The organism is Cohnella sp. 56 (genome assembly GCF_037963805.1).
GTDB lineage: Bacteria > Bacillota > Bacilli > Paenibacillales > Paenibacillaceae > Cohnella.
Genome location: NZ_JAZDQE010000001.1, coordinates 13,422 through 30,667, shown reverse-complemented (window position 1 = coordinate 30,667; position 17,246 = coordinate 13,422). Strand labels below are relative to the sequence as shown.

General features: G+C 62.6%; 16 protein-coding genes. 1 reads left to right on the top strand and 15 read right to left on the bottom strand.

Annotated features, from left to right (window positions below):
- Positions 1 to 28: 28 nt before the first annotated feature.
- On the bottom strand, positions 29 to 1,645 hold the full coding sequence (locus tag VQ071_RS00185; protein ID WP_340511818.1) for an AraC family transcriptional regulator: 1,617 nt from the start codon (positions 1,643 to 1,645) through the stop codon (positions 29 to 31).
- A gap of 204 nt (positions 1,646 to 1,849) precedes the next feature.
- On the opposite strand from VQ071_RS00185, the gene VQ071_RS00180 reads away from it, so the two are divergent.
- On the top strand, positions 1,850 to 2,113 hold the full coding sequence (locus VQ071_RS00180) for a sporulation histidine kinase inhibitor Sda (RefSeq protein ID WP_340511817.1): 264 nt from the start codon (positions 1,850 to 1,852) through the stop codon (positions 2,111 to 2,113).
- 80 nt (positions 2,114 to 2,193) lie between these two features.
- Here the strand turns inward: VQ071_RS00180 and VQ071_RS00175 are convergent, their stop codons facing one another.
- The 14 genes from VQ071_RS00175 to hisH all read right to left on the bottom strand — a co-directional run bounded on the left by VQ071_RS00175 (position 2,194) and on the right by hisH (position 17,245).
- Positions 2,194 to 2,955: a MerR family transcriptional regulator gene (locus tag VQ071_RS00175; protein ID WP_340511816.1), complete on the bottom strand. Its 762-nt coding sequence runs from the start codon at positions 2,953 to 2,955 to the stop codon at positions 2,194 to 2,196.
- Between the two features lie 676 nt (positions 2,956 to 3,631).
- A complete protein-coding gene (locus VQ071_RS00170) occupies positions 3,632 to 4,402 on the bottom strand; it encodes an SIMPL domain-containing protein (RefSeq protein ID WP_340511815.1) in 771 nt (256 codons plus the stop codon).
- 172 nt (positions 4,403 to 4,574) lie between these two features.
- Positions 4,575 to 4,844, bottom strand: a complete 270-nt coding sequence (locus tag VQ071_RS00165) for an HPr family phosphocarrier protein (RefSeq protein WP_090117078.1) — start codon at positions 4,842 to 4,844, stop codon at positions 4,575 to 4,577.
- Between the two features lie 102 nt (positions 4,845 to 4,946).
- Positions 4,947 to 5,882, bottom strand: coding sequence for a DNA-binding protein WhiA (gene whiA / locus VQ071_RS00160; RefSeq protein WP_340511814.1), 936 nt, complete (start codon positions 5,880 to 5,882; stop codon positions 4,947 to 4,949).
- A gap of 7 nt (positions 5,883 to 5,889) precedes the next feature.
- Positions 5,890 to 6,876 (bottom strand): gluconeogenesis factor YvcK family protein, encoded by a 987-nt coding sequence (locus tag VQ071_RS00155; RefSeq protein ID WP_340511813.1) that lies wholly within the window; start codon positions 6,874 to 6,876, stop codon positions 5,890 to 5,892.
- Complete coding sequence (gene rapZ / locus VQ071_RS00150; RefSeq protein WP_340511812.1) at positions 6,869 to 7,765, bottom strand: RNase adapter RapZ; 897 nt, start codon at positions 7,763 to 7,765, stop codon at positions 6,869 to 6,871. Before rapZ ends, VQ071_RS00155 begins: the two co-directional genes overlap by 8 nt.
- Positions 7,766 to 7,860: 95 nt before the next feature.
- Positions 7,861 to 8,811 carry an ROK family glucokinase gene (locus tag VQ071_RS00145; protein ID WP_340511811.1) on the bottom strand — a complete coding sequence of 317 codons (951 nt, stop codon included), beginning with the start codon at positions 8,809 to 8,811 and terminating at the stop codon, positions 7,861 to 7,863.
- An 85-nt stretch (positions 8,812 to 8,896) separates the two neighbouring features.
- Positions 8,897 to 9,847: a thioredoxin-disulfide reductase gene (gene trxB, locus VQ071_RS00140; protein WP_340512363.1), complete on the bottom strand. Its 951-nt coding sequence runs from the start codon at positions 9,845 to 9,847 to the stop codon at positions 8,897 to 8,899.
- 48 nt (positions 9,848 to 9,895) lie between these two features.
- Positions 9,896 to 11,641 (bottom strand): tetratricopeptide repeat protein, encoded by a 1,746-nt coding sequence (locus tag VQ071_RS00135; RefSeq protein WP_340511810.1) that lies wholly within the window; start codon positions 11,639 to 11,641, stop codon positions 9,896 to 9,898.
- A 258-nt stretch (positions 11,642 to 11,899) separates the two neighbouring features.
- Entirely contained in the window at positions 11,900 to 12,850 is a 951-nt protein-coding gene (locus tag VQ071_RS00130) for a ribose-phosphate diphosphokinase (protein WP_340511809.1), read from the bottom strand.
- Between the two features lie 254 nt (positions 12,851 to 13,104).
- Positions 13,105 to 13,764: a bifunctional phosphoribosyl-AMP cyclohydrolase/phosphoribosyl-ATP diphosphatase HisIE gene (gene hisIE, locus VQ071_RS00125; RefSeq protein ID WP_340511808.1), complete on the bottom strand. Its 660-nt coding sequence runs from the start codon at positions 13,762 to 13,764 to the stop codon at positions 13,105 to 13,107.
- Entirely contained in the window at positions 13,761 to 14,519 is a 759-nt protein-coding gene (gene hisF / locus VQ071_RS00120) for an imidazole glycerol phosphate synthase subunit HisF (RefSeq protein WP_340511807.1), read from the bottom strand. Before hisF ends, hisIE begins: the two co-directional genes overlap by 4 nt.
- Positions 14,520 to 15,199: 680 nt before the next feature.
- Entirely contained in the window at positions 15,200 to 15,931 is a 732-nt protein-coding gene (gene hisA, locus VQ071_RS00115; protein ID WP_340511806.1) for a 1-(5-phosphoribosyl)-5-[(5-phosphoribosylamino)methylideneamino]imidazole-4-carboxamide isomerase, read from the bottom strand.
- A gap of 693 nt (positions 15,932 to 16,624) precedes the next feature.
- Complete coding sequence (gene hisH / locus VQ071_RS00110) at positions 16,625 to 17,245, bottom strand: imidazole glycerol phosphate synthase subunit HisH (protein ID WP_340511805.1); 621 nt, start codon at positions 17,243 to 17,245, stop codon at positions 16,625 to 16,627.
- Position 17,246 lies beyond the last annotated feature (1 nt).

Sequence of the window (17,246 nt, the reverse complement as noted above, 5' to 3'; positions counted from 1 at the left end):
AGAGGAGCGGCGCTCGACGGAACATGGACTAAATCCGGAATTGATCTGGACGATATCCCTGGGGCATGCGCAGCAGATCTTCCAGCTTGCGCTCCATCGCGCAGGCCGAGTATTCCCGCCAGGGATCGGAGGACAGCAGCCGGACCCGGCGCCTCCGCACGGCGGGCAGATTCTGCCACGCCTCCGACGCCTCGATCGCGCGCCAGCGGACGAGCGTCGCCGACTCCTGCTTGATATTCATCCAGAGCCAGTCTGCGTCTATCGCCGCGATGTCCTCCAGCGTCATGGCGCGCCCCGCCTCCGCCGGCGCCCCCGCCAGGCTAAGGCCCAGCTCCTCGCCGAGCAGCTCCGCAATCCCGCGAATCGGCCATGCGGTGAATCGGTCCCGGCGGTAGCTCAGCACGAGGATGCGTTCGCTGCCGAACGCCTCGCGAAGCTGCCGGCCTGCCGCTGCGCGCCGGCGCTCGTATCGGTCGAGCCATGCCTCGGCCTCCTCCCGCTCGCCCAGGCGGTCCGACAGCTGCCGCAGCTGATCACGCCAGCCGTCGCTCTCGCGAAGCTGCAGCACCTCCGCTATGGAGGCCAGCGCCGCTCGTTCTTCGGACGACACGGCGTCGGTCGCTACGATCAGATGCGGCACAGACGCCGCCAGCGCGTGAATGTCGGACCGCCAGTCGCGATCGGCCATATACGCGTTCAGATGAAGCGAGATGTCGTGCCGGTGCTCGGCATAATAGCTCGGCGTCCACTTCGGGTGCAGCGGAGCGGCGTGTGGATGCCGGTTCAACGCAATGAGGTGGCCGGTGATATGCGGCATATAGGCAGCAATCTTGAGCCGCTTGCTCTTGCGGTAAGCTGCCGGCGGCATGCCCGTGTGCTGCTTGAACTTGCGGCTGAAGTAGAACTCGTCCTGATAACCGATCCGGTGCGCGATATCGGACAGCCGCGCTTCGCTCCGGGCGATCAGCCGCTTGGCCTCGTTCAGCCGGACCTCCGTCAAGTAATCGATGGCGCTTCGGCCGTACGCCTTTTTGAACAGATCGACATAGTACTTCGGGCTGATCTCCGCCATCTGCGCGAGGCGCTCGATCGTCAACGGCTCGGCGTAGTGCGTCTCCATGTACGCCAGCGTCCTCTCCAACGCTGCCCTGGCCCCCGCCTCCGGCCGCACGTCCGGCTTGGCCCACACCAGGTGCAGCATCTCGTGGAGCAGCGCTTCGCCCCTATATCTCTCGATCGCGCTGCCGCTGGCCATACACGCTGCCAGGAGGGAGCAGCGCTGACGCAGCGCGCCGTCCTCGTCGCAGGAGAGCATGCCGCAGAGCGGCAGCCGCGCCGGCTCCCCGCTCTCAAGCCGCGCATCGAAGCGCACGATATACAGCTCACGTGCCCGTCCGCCGCCCGGCCTCAGGCCGAGCGTCTGGCCGGAGGCCGCGAGATACACGCTCTCCGGGCCGAGACGATGCCGGGCCAGGTCCAGGTACAGGTCGCCCTCTCCGCCGCAAGCGACGATCAGTGCGTGGGTATCGAGCAATTCCGTGCTGTCCGCCGCCAGGAGGCGGGATTCCGCGCTGCGCAGCTTGAACCATAGCTGATCCGGCGCCGATGCTTCGGGCAATCGGTTTAAAGGCAAGTGCGGGTTCATTGACTTGCCCCCCTTAACTGAGAATGATTTTCATCTGAAATTGTTATCATATAATCACTTCTATGTCAATAACAATTTAACGACTCGAGTTCCCCCTCTGCGAATCCGACTGAACATGTTATTCTATATTCATAGTCGTACCATTTCCCTCCATATCTTGTTATGGAATAGGAATTGGACAGCAAGACAGAAAGGAGATTTACCATGAACCAATCCTATCATTCCTTGCATCTTGTGCCGCGCCATACGCCTGAGAGCCTGCACGCGACCCACGCCTTTAACGATGATTCAAGCCATATGATCGCACGTACGCTTAAGGATAAGGCATCCCTGCTTCGCCCGCTCAAGGACGATCATCTGCTCGAGGTCTATCGCGAAGCCAAGAAGATGAATTTGTCCAACGAATTCATCGAGTTGCTCGAGGACGCCATCGAGCTGCGCAATCTGGAGCATCGTCTTAAAGCCTAGTTTGCAGCGCTGCTACTCATTCACCAAGCAGAGCGCCTCCCTGACGCTGATTACAGCGGTCAAGGAGGCGCTCTTTCGTTTTAGACCGGACGCTCCGCATCCGCAGCGTAGCTCTCGGCCGCCAGACAGAGATAATAAGCAAGACCGGTCTGCATCGACTCCAGCATCTCGCGATGGAACCCGTCCCCCAGGAAGAACCTGGTCTGGAGAGCGAACTCGGCTGGCCCTGTCGGGACGCCTTCCTCCCGCTGCGCCGCGAGATGCCGGCCGATCCGGCTTCGGGTCTCCTCATCGTCGTGTGCCAGCCCCTCGCGCAGCGCGCCGGCCATCTCGTTCATGAATCGCGCTGCCTCTGCCGCCTGGCGGTTCATCTGCGCGGGATCGATCGCTTCGGCCCCCGGAAGCTCGTAGCCGTACGCATCCTGCAGATGACGACGCTGCTCGGCCAGCGCCGCCTCCCATTCCTCCGCCGTCCCGAAGCCGGCGAACAGCTCGGCCTCCGGCAGCAGGCTCCCCTCCCGCTCCGAGGCGATCGAAGCCGCCAGCGCAGCGGACAGTCGCTCCAGCCGAAGCTGCCGCTCACGAATGAGCGACTGCTGGCTCTCCAGAATCCCGAGCCGGTCAGGGGCTTCATCCAGCAGGCGCTTGATCTCCTCCAGCGGGAAGTCCAGCTCACGATAGAACAGAATCTCCTGCAGCCGCTTGACCTCCTCCGCCCCATACAGACGATAACCGCCCTCGCTGATATCGCACGGCATGAGCAGCCCGATTTTATGATAATGATGCAGCGTCTTGATCGTCACCTTCGACAGCTCCGACATCTCCTTGACCGTGTACGGCATGATGCCACCTCCTCTTGTGATATCCGGATCGTACAGTCTCCTCTCGGGGGAGAGTCAACAACGTTTTTCCTACAGGCAAGACCCCGTTGTTCATGCTCGGCTCTCCTCCGACAGGAGGGCTGACGCAGAATTCCGTTCCGATATCCATGCAGAACGGAGGGCCGCATATAGGAAGCGCGGAATGCGCTGTTACGCGGAGCAGCCTCTGCTCTAAGCGAGAAAAGCGCGGCTACAGCGGGGGGAGGCTCGGTTTGGTGGGCTGTAAGCGCGGAATGCGCTGTTACGCGGAGCAGCCTCTGCTCTAAGCGAGAAAAGCGCGGCTACAGCGGGGGGAGGCTCGGTTTGGCGGGCTGTAAGCGCGGAATGTGCTGTTACGCGGAGCAGCCTCTGCTCTAAGCGAGAGATGTGCCGCTACAGCGGGGGGAGGCTCGGTTTGGCGGGCTGTAAGCGCGGAATGCGCTGTTACGCGGAGCAACCTCTGCTCTAAGCGAGAGATGCGCCGCTACAGCGGACCACCCGCTGCTCTCCAAGCCCCGCTACAGCGGCCCGCTCGCTGCCGCAGCCCCCGCTACTGCGAGCCGCCGACAGCCGCCGCCCGCCCCCCCCAACACGAGCCAGCCCAAACCAAAAGCCGCTCCCCGACGGAGAGCGGCTCCTGACTCACTAAGCGCGCGGCCTATTTCAGTTCGTACTGCACGGTCACGTTCGCCGTAATCTCAATCTGCCCGGCCTGCAGGGAGGAGGACTCGCCGGCAGCCGATGCGGCAGCCATTTTCATCATGTCCCGGCTCTGCATGACGATCGGCACGTCGGCCGCATCGCCCTGCACGATATTGATGACCGGGCCGAGCGAGCGGCTCGCGGACGTCGCGAGCACCGACGCCTTGGCGCCTGCGTTCGCCATCGCCTTCTTCAAAGCTTCAAGCTCGTATTGGTCTTGCTTCTCGGTGCTGAACTGTACGCCGTCCACGCGGTTCGCACCCGCGGCGGATACGGCGTCGAGCAGCTTGCCGATGCCGGCGAGATCGCGGTACGTCACGCGCACCGTATGCGTCGCCAGGTAGCCCTTCAGCACCTGTCCGTCCTTCTCGGTGTAGTTGTACTCCGGCTGCACGCCGAAGCCGGTCGTCTGCACGTCCTTCTTGTCGATCTTGTACGTCTCGTACAGCGCCTTCTCGACGGCGGCGAACTTCGTTGCCGCTGCTTGCTGCGCTTCCTGCGCTGTCTTGCCCCGCGCGTCGACGCCGAAGTTCAGGTACGCCACGTCCGGCTCCACCTTGATCGAGCCCGCAGCTCCCACCGTCACCGCGTTCTGAATGCTCGCCGCCTGCACGGCTGTCGTCGTTTCCGCCATAACCTGATCAGCCCCCAGCTTCGCCTGTCCGAACCAACCCGCTGCGACCATCGTTACCGCCAGCACTGCGACCTGCACTGTCCTTTTACCCATCATAGACCCCTCCATATTCAGGTTTGTCTACTCGACGCTCCCCATAGGAAAAAGGTTGCAACGAGACCATTAAATTATAGGCCCCCGTTCAGGCTGTCCATACGCCCGCCGCTTGAAAACAATGGCTGTAAAAAGCAAAAAGCCCCCATCCGGGAGCTCGCGCATCTGCCTGTTATTGGTTCTCCAGCTCTTCCTTGCTGACCAGTTGGACTAAAGCGGTTACAGCTTGCTCTGCGTCCGAACCTTCGGCACTAATGGATACTTCGGTGCCCGAGCTGATCGCCAGACTCATGATACCCATGATGCTCTTCGCGTTAACGCGCTTGTCTTCCTTCTCCACAAATACGTCCGAGGAGAATTTATTGGCTTCTTGCACGAATAAGGCCGCCGGTCTGGCGTGAAGCCCCGTCTTAAGCCGAACAACAACCGGCTGTCTCGTCATGGAACGAATCCCCCTGTCTTTGTTCTCATCCCGGTACACGGGACCCACCGCACATGGTTTGTTATCTATTATAGCATTAGAGCGCGCGGTTGTGCCACAGGCTTATAAAGCGCCGCCCCGGATTTTTTCCGCCCACTCGTCGATCTTGCGCAGCCGGTGGTTCACGCCCGACTTGCTGACCTGTCCCTTGAGCATGTCGCCGACCTCTTTGAGGTTCATATCGGGATGCATGAGCCGGATCTCCGCCACCTCGCGCAGCTTGTCGGGCAGATTCTCGAGGCCGACCTCTTTTTGCAGCAGCTTGATGTTGTCGATCTGTCTCACCGCCGCTCCGATCGTCTTGTTCAGATTGGCGGTCTCGCAGTTGACGATCCGGTTGACCGAGTTGCGCATGTCCCGCATGATGCGGACGTCCTCGAACTTGAACAGCGCCTGGTGCGCGCCGATGATGCTGAGGAACTCGATGATCTTTTCGCCTTCTTTAATATATAAAATAAAGCCCTTTTTGCGCTCGATGAACCTGGCGTTCAGATGAAACTTGTTGGCGAGGTCGACCAGCGCCTTGCAGTGCTCCTCGTACATGGAGGCGATCTCCAGATGGTACGACGAGCCTTCGGGATTGTTGACCGATCCGCCGGCGAGAAATGCGCCGCGCAGGTAGGCCTTTTTGCAGCACGACTTGCGCACGAGATCCCTGTCGATATCCGAGTTGAATTGGAAACCCGCGCTCGCGATCTTCAGATCGCCGAGCAGCTGCTCGACAACCGCGGGCACCCTTACGATATAAACGTTGTTTTTTTTGAGTCGCATCTTTTTGCGTACGAGCAGCTCGGTCGGCACGGGATAGTGCCGCTTCAGCAATGTATAGATCCGACGGGCGATGGCTGCATTCTCTGTAGAAATGTCGAGTACGATCCGCTTGCTCGAGAGCGACACGGATCCGTTCATGCGAATCAGCGCAGACAGCTCGGCGATGTCGCAGCAGCCTTCGGACTCGATCAGGGTCAGTTCTTTTTTGGTCTGTGCGGCGAACGACAAGTCTTGCTCACTCCTTCCTCAGCATCCAATCCTCCACCAGCTGGTAGATGTGCTCGCTCAGCCTGACGGCATCATGGCGCAGATAGGTCCGGAACAGCACCAGACGATCGGCGATGACCTTGTAGCCGCGCCGCTCCACCTCGTCCAGGTCCAGATGGACGGCCGCGGAACCCTGCTCCGCATACATGCTGTGCACCTGCGGAGGTATCTCTCCGTTGTTGACGATGACATAATCGAACAGATGATGACCGATATGCGCATGAACCGCATCCAGATGATCGCCCACCGAGTAGTTGTCGGTCTCGCCCGGCTGGGTCATCACATTGCATACGAAAATCTTGACCGCATTCGAATTCAAAATGGCGTCCGCGAGCTTCGGCACGAGCAGATTCGGCATGATGCTGGTGTACAGACTGCCCGGGCCGATCAGAATCGCATCGGCTTCCTCGATCGCCTCGACGGCTTCCTCCAGCGGCTCTACATCCGCGGGTTCGATGAACACCCGCTTGATGGCGAGCCCCGACTTCGGGATCTGCGATTCGCCCTCGACGATGCTGCCGTCCTCCATCTCCGCCTTGAGCAAGATCGCCTGATTGGCTGCCGGGAGCACGCGCCCCCGGACGGCCAGCACGCGGCTCAGCTCTCTGACGCCGGTGACGAAGTCGCCGGATATGTCGGTCATCGCAGCCAGTATCAGATTGCCCAAGCTGTGACCGGCCAATCCCGCGCCGCCCATGAACCGGTAGGACAGCATATCGGCGAGCAGCGGCTCCGTATCGGCCAGCGCCGTCAGCACGTTGCGGATGTCGCCCGGCGGCGGCATCTGCAGCTCGGAGCGCAATATGCCCGAGCTGCCGCCGTCGTCGGCGACCGTGACGATGGCCGTGATGTCGAGCGGCTGATGCTTCAACCCCCGCAGCATGACCGACAGGCCCGTGCCGCCGCCGATGACGACGATGCGCGGCTGCCTGACGTCTCTCCGCGCCTTAGCCATGACGATCTCTCTCCGCGTCGCGGTGGCTGACGCGAACCGCCTCGGTCTCGCCCGCGCTCAGCATGCGGCCGAGATATTCGGCGAGCGCCACCGAGCGGTGCTTGCCTCCCGTGCAGCCGATGCCGATGACGACCTGGCTCTTGCCTTCCTTGTGGTACAGCGGGATGAGATACTGCAGCATATCGAGCAGCTTCGCGATGAAGGTCTGCGTCTCCGGCCACTTCATCACATAGTCGTACACCTCGGCGTCCTGCCCGGTCTTGGGGCGCAGATTCTCGACGTAGTGCGGGTTCGGCAGGAACCGCACGTCGAAGATCAGGTCCGCGTCGATCGGCACGCCGTACTTGAAGCCGAACGACGTGACGTTCACGGCGAGCGTGCTGCGGTCAAGATCGGTGAAGCGGGAGACGATCTTGTCTTTGAGCTGTGCCGGCTTGATATTGCTCGTATCGATGACCTGGGTCGCCCAGCCCTTCAGGTCCTCCAGCAGCTTGCGCTCGGCATGGATGCCGTCGAGCGGCATGCCCTCGGGCGCGAGCGGGTGGCGGCGGCGGGTCTCCTTGTAGCGCTGTACGAGCACGGAGTCCGTCGCGTCGAGGAACAATATCTCGTAGTGCAGCGTATAGTGCTCGCGAATGTAGCTCAGCGACTCCGACAGCGCCGTGAAAAACTCTCGGCCCCGCAGATCGATGACGAGCGCGACCTTGCCGATCCGCCCCTGGGACTGATCGATCAGCTCGGCGAACTTCGGGATCAGCACGGGCGGCAGATTGTCGACGCAGAAAAACCCGAGATCCTCCATGCTCTGTACCGCAATCGTCTTGCCCGCGCCCGACATCCCGGTGATGATGACCAGCGTCGGTCTTGATACCGTGCTCGCATTGTCCACGTGCAATCCTCTCCCCCTGCAATGCGAAGCGCCTGACCGCCGTTGACCGGGCAAGCAGGCGCTTCTTAGTCGTCCCGAACCAGCCCGGGACGGGGTTAAGCGTATAAAAAGAGTCCGGCGGCGCCGACGACGCCCGCATTGTTGCCCAGATCCGCAGGCACGATATCCACGCCGGCCTGAGCCGTCTCCGTCGAAAACTTGCTGAACGTCTCGCGGATCTGCTCGAACAGATACTCGCCCGCCTTGCTCACGCCGCCGCCGATGATGAAGCGCTGCGGATTGACGATGACGGCGAGCGCCGCCATGGACTTGCCCAGGTAAAATGCCGCGCGCGACACGATGCGCTGGGACACCTCGTCCCCTGCCTTGGCTGCGTCGAAGACGTCCTTGGCCATAATCTTGTCGACGAGGGAGAGCGAGGTGCGGTCGCCGCGGGCGACGGCGTCGTTCGCCATCCGGATGATGCCGGTCGCGGACGATACCGTCTCGAGGCATCCCATCTGTCCGCAACCGCACTGGATCGCCTCCAGATCGGGGACGACGGCCATGTGGCCGAGCTCACCCGCCATGCCGCTGAAGCCTTCGATCAGGCGTCCGTTCACGATGATGCCGCCGCCGACGCCCGTGCCGAGCGTGTAGCACACGCAATTCTGCACGCCGCGTCCCGCGCCGCCCCACACTTCTCCGAGCGCGGCTACGTTGGCATCGTTGTTGATCTTGACCGGCTTGCCGAGCTTCTCCTCCATGATATGCTTGACCGGCACCTGCCGGAAAGGCAAATTCGCGGAGAACTTGATGATCCCGCCGGGGATGTCGAGGAAGCCGGCGATTCCGATGCCGACGCCCTGTACCTGCTCCCACTCCGGCGTGCCCGGCGGCACGAGCGAGTGCACGTAAGCCGCGATATTGTCCAGGATGCGGTCGGTGCCGAGCTCGGTCTCGGTAGGCCCTTCATACGTGCGGAGCAGCTCCCCGATGTTGTTGCACAGCCCGATCTTGATCGTCGTACCGCCCAGATCGACGCCAACGTATAGCGATTGAGACATAAGGTTAGACACCTCTTGAATGTATTGGATGATTCCGTTCACGAGACGCGCCGGCACTGCGGCCGGCGCGCTCGGGCTTGCCGATTCAGCCCAGCGACTGGCTCCAGTCGTGAACCATATGGCCCTCGAGATACTTCTCGCAGTCGAGCGCGGCCATGCAGCCGCTGCCGGCGGCGGTGATCGCCTGACGGTACTTCGTGTCCTGCACGTCGCCGCAAGCGAACACGCCCGGGATGCTCGTCTCGGAGGAGTCCGGCTTGGTCACGATGTAGCCGTGTTCGTCGGTCTCGATCTGACCGCCGAGGAACTTCGTGTTCGGCGTGTGGCCGATGGCGATGAATACGCCGTCCGTCGGCAGAATCTCCTCCGCGCCGGATGCGTTGTCCCGCACCTTCAGGCCGGTGACGCCCAGCGGGCCGGCGACGACCTCGAGCGGCGTCTTGTTCAGGCCCCAGCTGATCTTCTCGTTCTCGCGTGCGCGATCCTGCATGATCTTGGACGCCCGCAGCTCGCCGCGGCGATGCACCAGCGTCAGCTCCGACGCGAAGCGCGTCAGGAAGTTCGCCTCCTCCATCGCGGAGTCGCCGCCGCCGACGACGATAATCTTTTTGTTGCGGAAAAAGAAGCCGTCGCAGGTCGCGCAGGTGCTGACGCCGCGTCCGACATTCTCCTTTTCGCCCGTAATCCCGAGGTACTTGGCCGACGCGCCGGTGGAGATGATCAGGCTCTCCGCCTGCAGCTGCTCGCCGCCTTCGAGATGCAGCGTGAACGGCCGCGCGCCGAGCTCGACCGAGTTGATCCAGCCGGTGCGGAACTGCGCGCCGAAGCGCTCGGCTTGCTGGCGCATATTGGCCATCAGCTCGGGCCCCATGATGCCTTCGGGGAAGCCCGGGAAGTTCTCGACCTCGGTCGTCGTGGTCAGCTGTCCGCCCGGCTCGGGGCCTTCGACGACGAGCGGGCTCATGTTGGCGCGCGCCAGATAGATCGCGGCCGTGAGGCCCGCCGGTCCTGTTCCGATTACGATGCTCTTGTGGATCGTCATATGTTGGTCCTCCTCGGCCTGTTGAGTTTGTTGGTCCTAGTCTTACGTTTGCTCCTGGAACGCCCGGTTCGTGAGCTTTACCTTCTCGCGGATGCCGCACGCCTCGTCGATCCGGCCGGCGTAGCGGCTGATGCTCGCCTGGGATGCGCCGTACACGTCCACCAACTCCGCGTATGTAATGCTCCTGCGGTGCATCTTCGCCGTCCAGTATTCCAGCGCGGCCGCCCAGCCCTGCGCATTGCGCAGCTTGGGGACGTCGGGGTAGACGCGCGACAGATAGTCGACCCACAGCGTCATCATGTCATGCTGCTGCACGACGTCGTATCTGCCGGCCATCCGCTCCATCGCCTGCTCCAGCACGCCCTGCCATGCGCTGTCCCATACGGGCAGCCGCGCGGACCGGCGCCTCGCGTCCAGCCGCAGCGTGCGGCCGTCGAAGACGACGGCGAGCGCTTCCTCCACGCCGATCGAGCGCAGCACCAGCACGGCCACGCGCTTGAGATCGTCCTCTTCCTCGGTGTCCACGAGGAACGCCTTGAGCGCCTCGATGACCTCCTGGTCGGCCACCAGGCCGAGCGCCTGGATGACCTGCATCTTCGTGCGGCGGTCGCCGTGGCGGAGCGCCCAGAAGAACGAGGAGCGCACGAGCGGGTCCTTCTTCAGCGTCTCCGAGATCCGCTCGGGATGCGACTCCCACTCGCGGAATTGCTCGTCGAACGGCATATGGTAGTGATATTGCGTCGGCGGGCTCGCCTCGCCTCGTCTTACTTTGGCCAATTTGCCCAGATAGAACTCGGCGACGGCCGGAGACGTATCGAGCCGCTTGGCCTGCAGCCAGTGCCGCTCGGCCTCGTCGTAGCGGCCGATGTTCGCGGAGGCGACCGCCGCGAAGTGATGCAGGCTCGGCTCGCCGGACAGCTCGCCCTTGCGGAGCAGGCGGGTGAAGTGGATGTACGCCTCGCGGTGCTCCCCGACGATGCCCATCGTCGTGCCGAGCTTGAAGACATGCTCGGGGTGGATCGGGATCGTCTTCTTCAGCAGGGCGAGCAGCGCGGCAAGCTCCTCCCGCCGGTTCGCATGCTGGTAGAAGATCGCCAGATTGCACAGTGCATGCAGGTTGCCCGGCTCCGTCTTCAGCACTTCGCCGATCGTCTGCACGGACTTGTCGAACAAGCCCATATAATAGTACGCGAGGCCCAGGTTGTTGCGTGCCGCGAGGAAGTCCGGCTTTTTGACCAGAATCTCCTCCAGCAGCCGCACCGCCTCGGAGAAGCGTCCCGCCTCCAGCAGCTCCCTGGCTCTGTCGTGCTCGTACAGACTCTCCTTGGCCTTGATCGTCGACAGCTTGGTCGGACGGTTCAGCTCGTAGACCAGCAGGTCGAGCAGCTCGTCGGCCTCGTCCAGGAACTGCCCCTCGGCGTCGTTCTCCAGATAGGCGACCAGCGACTCCTCCGCCGCCTCGTACTGCTCCATATTGGCGTAGTTGTTCGCCAGATAATAGTGGCACTCCGTCATGCCGGGATCGATGCGCTCAAGCACCGAGCGCAGGATGTCGTTCGACTCCTCGTAGCGCCCCATCTCCGATAGAATGCCCGCCATGTTGCAATGGTTCACCGGATTCTCCGGCTCGTACCGGACTGCCTGCCGGAAGTACTTGAGGGCCTTGTCGTAATGGTAACGATCCAGCGACTGCACGGCCTTTTCAAAGAAAAACGTGGCGTCCAGTCGCATCGGCACCACCTTGGAACGTCGGCTCTTCGGCTTGGCCGCGCGTTTCCGCTGACTCATTGGCAAGGCACCTCCCCTCTGTTGTATTTCTAAATCGTCATCCCGCGCATTAACGTCAACCACGATTATACCACAGCGGACCGGAACCTTGAAACGAATAACCGCAAGGAAGCTTGGCCCATAAACATTATCGCTGCAGTCCGGACGGCCAGAAATGGCGGGACGACACAGGACGGACAAGCAAAAATCCCCCCGGCATCCACGCAGGAGCTGCGTGTCTGCTGCAGGGGGATTCGGCCCGCAATCGCGAATCCGGCGTCAGACGCCGGCGGTCTTGAACAGCGTGCTGATCGAGCCGCCTTCGGTGATGATGCGCGTCGCCTCGGCCAGCATCGGCGCCACGGACAGCACCTTGAAGCGGTCGGAGCGATCGTTCGGCAGCAGGATCGAGTCGGTGACGACGACCTCGCGGATGCTCGGGTGATCGAGCTTCTGCAGGGCGCTGCCGGAGAAGAGCGGATGCGTCGCACACACGTAGACGTCCTCGGAGCCGCGCTCCTTGAGCCCCTCGACGACGTTCACGATCGTCGTACCCGTGTCGATCATGTCCTCGATGATGATCGGAGTGAAGCCCTCGACCTCGCCGATGACATGCGTGATGACCGATTCGTTGTGGGCGGGACGCTTCTTGATCATGATCGCAAACGGAGAGTCGAGCTGGTTCGCCAGCTTCTCGGCGGTGGAGGCTCGTCCGGCGTCAGGCGATACGATGACCGGGTTGCGGATGTTCTTGGCCCGCAGATAGTCGCTGATGAGATCGAGCGCCGTCAGGTGATCGACCGGGATGTTGAAGAAGCCTTGGATGGCCGGCGCATGCAGGTCGATCGTGACGATCCGGGTCGCGCCGACCGTCGTCAGCACATCCGCGACCATCTTCGCGGAGATCGGCTCACGCGGCGCGGCCTTGCGCTCTTGGCGGGCATATCCGTAGTAAGGGAGCACAATGTTGATCGTACGCGCCGATGCCCGCTTGGCCGCGTCGATCATGACCAGCAGCTCTACGAAGTAATCGTTGATCGGATGTGACAAAGATTGCACGAGGAACACGTCGCAATTGCGAATCGTCTCCTCGTAGTGCACGTACACCTCGCCGCTCTTGAAGCGAGATAGCGTGATCTTGCCTAGCGGCAGCCCGAGCTGCTCGGCGATCTTCTCCGCCAGCACGGGATTCGACGATCCGGAAAAAATACGAAGCTTGCTGCTGTACATTGTGCGCCTCCAAGATTAATCAGTCGCGGCGTCGCCGCATTTTTGTCTCTTCTATTATACATGACGTCATTGGTTATCCAAAGGGGTATGCGACGCATGTCCGACTTTAATTCGAGCGTTTTGGCACATTTTCGTCACTTTTTGCAGGACGCGAAGCCAGCATTTAGAATCTCGCGGAGCCGTGGCGCGCGAAGCCGCCGTCTCCCCGCGCCAGCACGGCGTCCGGGAGACCGGCGGCTTCGGCGTCGCGTCGGTCAATTTTTTTTGGTCGGCTTGCGGTGGCGGAATTCGAGCTCCTGCAGCACCTCGTCGAGGGGGATGCCCTCCTCGCGCAGCATCACCATCAGGTGGAAGATCAGGTCGGCCGCCTCGGCGCGCGTCTCTTCGCGGTCGTGGTTTTTGGCGCCGATGATGACCTCGGCCGTCTCCTCGCCGATCTTCTTCAGGATCTTGTCCAGGCCCTTGTCGAACAGGTAGGTCGTATAGGAGCCTTCCGGCCGCTCGGCCTGGCGCCTGGCGATCGTCGACTCCAGCTCGGAGAGCGGCGCGAAGCGGTCTGCCGCGGGCAGCGACGCCTCCGGCAGTTCGCCGGACGCGTCCCGGTAGAAGCAGGAGTAGCTTCCGGTGTGGCAGGCGGGGCCGTTTGGAACCGCCAGCACGAGCAGCGTGTCGCCGTCGCAATCGTAGCGCAGAGACACGACCTTTTGCGTATGACCGCTCGTCGCCCCTTTGTGCCACAGCTCCTGCCGCGACCGGCTCCAGAACACGGTTTCCCCTTTTTCCAGCGTCAGGTTGAGAGAATCCTTGCTCATGTATGCCATCATGAGCACTTCCTTGCTGACCGCGTCCTGCACGATTGCAGGCACGAGGCCGTCCGCATCCCACTTGATCATATCCAGCAGCGTCTCGCTCATCTTACATTCACTCCTTGGCTCCGCAGCACGTCCTTGACCTCGCGGATCGTCACTTCTTTATAGTGGAAAATACTCGCAGCGAGCGCCGCATCCGCGCGCCCCTCCGAGAAGGCGTCCGCGAAGTGCGAAGCGTTGCCCGCGCCGCCCGAGGCGATGACGGGAATGCTCACGCTGTCCGATACGGCGCGGGTGAGCGCGTTGTCGAAGCCGTCCTTCGTGCCGTCGGCGTCCATGCTCGTCAGCAGCAGTTCGCCTGCGCCGCGCCGCGCCGCCTCCTGTGCCCAGGCGATCGCGCGGATGCCGGTCGGATTGCGCCCGCCGTGGGTGAAGATCTCCCATTCGCCCCACTCCGCGTTGTACTTGGCGTCGATGGCGACGACGATGCACTGCGCGCCGAACACGCGCGAGCCGTCCGAGATCAGATCGGGGTTGCGGATCGCAGCCGTATTGATCCCGATCTTGTCCGCGCCGGCGCGCAGCAGCCGCTTCATGTCGTCGACCGTGGAGATGCCGCCGCCGACCGTGAACGGGATCGTGATCTCGCCCGCGGTGCGGCGGACGACGTCAACCATCGTCGCGCGGCCTTCGACCGAGGCCGAGATGTCGAGGAACACCAGCTCGTCGGCGCCCTCGCGATCGTAGATCTCGGCCAACTCCACCGGATCGCCCGCGTCGCGCAGGTTGACGAAGTTGACGCCCTTGACGACCCGCCCGTCCTTGACGTCGAGACAGGGGATGATGCGTTTGGCTAACATAGACTTGCCTCCTTCGCTTGCTTGGCATGTTCCGGCAAGCTGCCATTGCCGCCGCCGGGCCGCGACATACGGTCGTTGTGCGGTACTGCCGCATAACTCCGGCTCATTCGCCGCGATTGGTGGCCGTTGTGCGGCACTGTCGCATAACTCCGGCTCATTCGCCGCAATTGGTGCCCGTTGTGCGGTACTGTCGCATAACTCCGGCCCATTCGCCGTGATTGATGGCCGTTGCGCGGCACTGTCGCATAACTCCGGCCCATTCGCCGCGATTGGTGGCCGTTGCGCGGTACTGTCGCGTAGCTCCGGCCCATTCGCCGCAATTGGTGGCCGATGTGCGGCACTGTCGCATAACTCCGGCCCATTCGCCGCGATTGGTGGCCGTTGCGCGGCACTGTCGCATAACTCCGGCCCATTCGCCGCGATTGGCGGCCGTTGTGCGGCACTGTCGCATAACTCCGGCTTATTCGCCGCGATTGGTGCCCGTTGTGCGGCACTGTCGCGTAACTCCAGCCCATTCGCCGCAATTGGTGGCCGATGTGCGGTACTGTCGCATAACTCCGGCCCATTCGCCGCGATTGGTGGCCGTTGCGCGGCACTGTCGCGTAACTCCGGTACAGCATATTAGTTTGCAGCTTTGTGGAGCTGGCGATTATGCGAGTATACCCGTACTTAGAGCAAATTTACTTGTAAGCCGCAACCGCCTCGGCCAGCGAGATGCTGCCCGTGTACAGCGCTTTGCCGACGATTGCCCCGCCGACGCCGTCCGCCGCGTGCTTCGCCAGATTCGCGAGATCCTCCGGCTTGCTGACACCGCCCGACGCGATAACCGTACGGCCGGACACCTGCGCCAGTCGCACGATCGCCTCGACGTTCGGCCCGCCCATCATGCCGTCGCGCGAGATGTCGGTGAAGATAAACGTCTCCGCGCCTTCCTCCGCCAGCTCCTTCGCCAGATCCTCCGCGCGCACTTGCGAAGTCTCCAGCCAGCCGCGCGTCGCCACATAGCCGTCGCGTGCGTCGATGCCGATTGCGACCTTGGCGCCGTGCTTCGCCAGTACTGTCGATACGAACGCGCGATCCTCGATCGCCGCCGTCCCCAGGATCACACGCGACACGCCAAGCGACAGCAGCCGCTCCACATCCGCCTCCGTCCGCAGGCCGCCTCCGACCTGCACCGGCACCTGCACCGCGCACGCGATCCGGCCGATCAGCTCGTCATTCACCGGATGTCCCGCCTTTGCGCCGTCAAGATCGACCAGATGCACCCACTGGCCGCCCTGCGCTTCCCAATCCTTCGCCGCCGCTACCGGATCGTCGTTGTATACCGTCTCGCGATTATAGTCGCCCTGCACGAGCCGGACCGCCTTGCCGCCCCGAATATCAATCGCAGGGTAAATAATGAACTTGGACAAAAGAATGCCTCCCACCGTCAATATCCGCTATTGCTGGCGCCTAAGCCCTCGTCTCACGGGCTGAAAACGACCGAACCGCCCGCACCCGAAGCAAGCCAGAAGCCGCTCGCACAGCAGCTGCTCTTGCCACTCGCGCTCCCGCAGCCGCTCAGCCACTACAAAGTTACTTAGAAAACCGGCGCGCACGCGATAACTGCAAATATGCAGTTATTATCTCCCGACACACACTGCTTGACGACGATAACTGCGAATATGCAGCTATATTCCGATCCTACGCCGAATTCCGGCCACTTTTACGAGATTAACTGCATATTTGCAGCTATCCCCCCGAACATGCCGCCTCTCCCGGGATTTAACTGCATATTTGCAGCTAACACTCCAAGAGTACCACGCAGGTCTCGCAACTAACACTCCAAGAGTACCGCGCGGCCTCGCAGCTAACGCGCCGAGAGCGCCTCGCAGGTCTCGCAGCTAACGCGCCGAGAGCACATCGCAGGCCTCGCAGCTAACACTCCGAGAGCACCACGCAGGTCTCGCAGCTAACGCGCCGAGAGTACCGCGCGGCCTCGCAGCTAACACTCCAAGAGTACCACGCAGGTCTCGCTGCTAACGCGCCGAGAGTACCACGCAGGCTCGCAGCTAACGCGCCGAGAGCGCCTCGCCCCGCCGCCTCCTTGCAGCCACACCCGACGCTCAGCCCTTCGCGCCGCTCTCCGCCAGCTCCACGAACCGACGCAGCAGCGCCATGCCGAGCTCGCCGCTTTTCTCCGGATGGAACTGCATGCCCATCACGTTGTCCCGGCCCACAATCGCCGTCACGGGCTGATGATAGTCCGTCGTCGCCAGCAGGTCCTCCCGCCGCTCCGGCAGCGCATGGTACGAGTGTACGAAGTACACATGCCCCGGCGTCAGCCCCGCGAACAACGGATGCTCCGGCTGCTCGAACCGCAGCTCGTTCCAGCCCATATGCGGCACCTTGTAGTCGCCCTGGAACCGTACCACCCGACCCGGCAGCAGCCCGAGCCCCTCGTGCCGGCCATGCTCCTCGCTCTCCGCGAACAGCAGCTGCATGCCGAGGCAGATGCCGAGCAGCGGCTGCCCCGCCGCCGCCGACTCGCGCACGACCGCGTCCAGACCGGTCTCCCGCAGATTGCGCATCGCATCCCCGAACGCGCCGACGCCCGGCACCAGCACCCCGTCCGCAGCGAGAATGTCCTCCCGCGACGACGTCACGCGCGCTTCCCGGCCGAGCCGCTCAATCGCCTTGCTCACGCTGTGCAGGTTGCCCATGCCGTAGTCGACGATCGCGATCATC

Bases quoted from the DNA above. Each gene is read 5' to 3' on its own strand.
- hisF (WP_340511807.1), bottom strand. From the start codon at position 14,519: ATGTTAGCCAAACGCATCATCCCCTGTCTCGACGTCAAGGACGGGCGG.
- VQ071_RS00130 (WP_340511809.1), bottom strand. From the start codon at position 12,850: ATGTACAGCAGCAAGCTTCGTATTTTTTCCGGATCGTCGAATCCCGTG.
- hisH (WP_340511805.1), bottom strand. From the start codon at position 17,245: ATGATCGCGATCGTCGACTACGGCATGGGCAACCTGCACAGCGTGAGC.
- VQ071_RS00135 (WP_340511810.1), bottom strand. From the start codon at position 11,641: ATGAGTCAGCGGAAACGCGCGGCCAAGCCGAAGAGCCGACGTTCCAAG.
- VQ071_RS00180 (WP_340511817.1), top strand. From the start codon at position 1,850: ATGAACCAATCCTATCATTCCTTGCATCTTGTGCCGCGCCATACGCCT.
- VQ071_RS00185 (WP_340511818.1), bottom strand. From the start codon at position 1,645: ATGAACCCGCACTTGCCTTTAAACCGATTGCCCGAAGCATCGGCGCCG.
- VQ071_RS00145 (WP_340511811.1), bottom strand. From the start codon at position 8,811: ATGTCTCAATCGCTATACGTTGGCGTCGATCTGGGCGGTACGACGATC.
- VQ071_RS00165 (WP_090117078.1), bottom strand. From the start codon at position 4,844: ATGACGAGACAGCCGGTTGTTGTTCGGCTTAAGACGGGGCTTCACGCC.
- VQ071_RS00155 (WP_340511813.1), bottom strand. From the start codon at position 6,876: ATGGCTAAGGCGCGGAGAGACGTCAGGCAGCCGCGCATCGTCGTCATC.
- VQ071_RS00170 (WP_340511815.1), bottom strand. From the start codon at position 4,402: ATGGGTAAAAGGACAGTGCAGGTCGCAGTGCTGGCGGTAACGATGGTC.
- VQ071_RS00175 (WP_340511816.1), bottom strand. From the start codon at position 2,955: ATGCCGTACACGGTCAAGGAGATGTCGGAGCTGTCGAAGGTGACGATC.
- hisIE (WP_340511808.1), bottom strand. From the start codon at position 13,764: ATGAGCGAGACGCTGCTGGATATGATCAAGTGGGATGCGGACGGCCTC.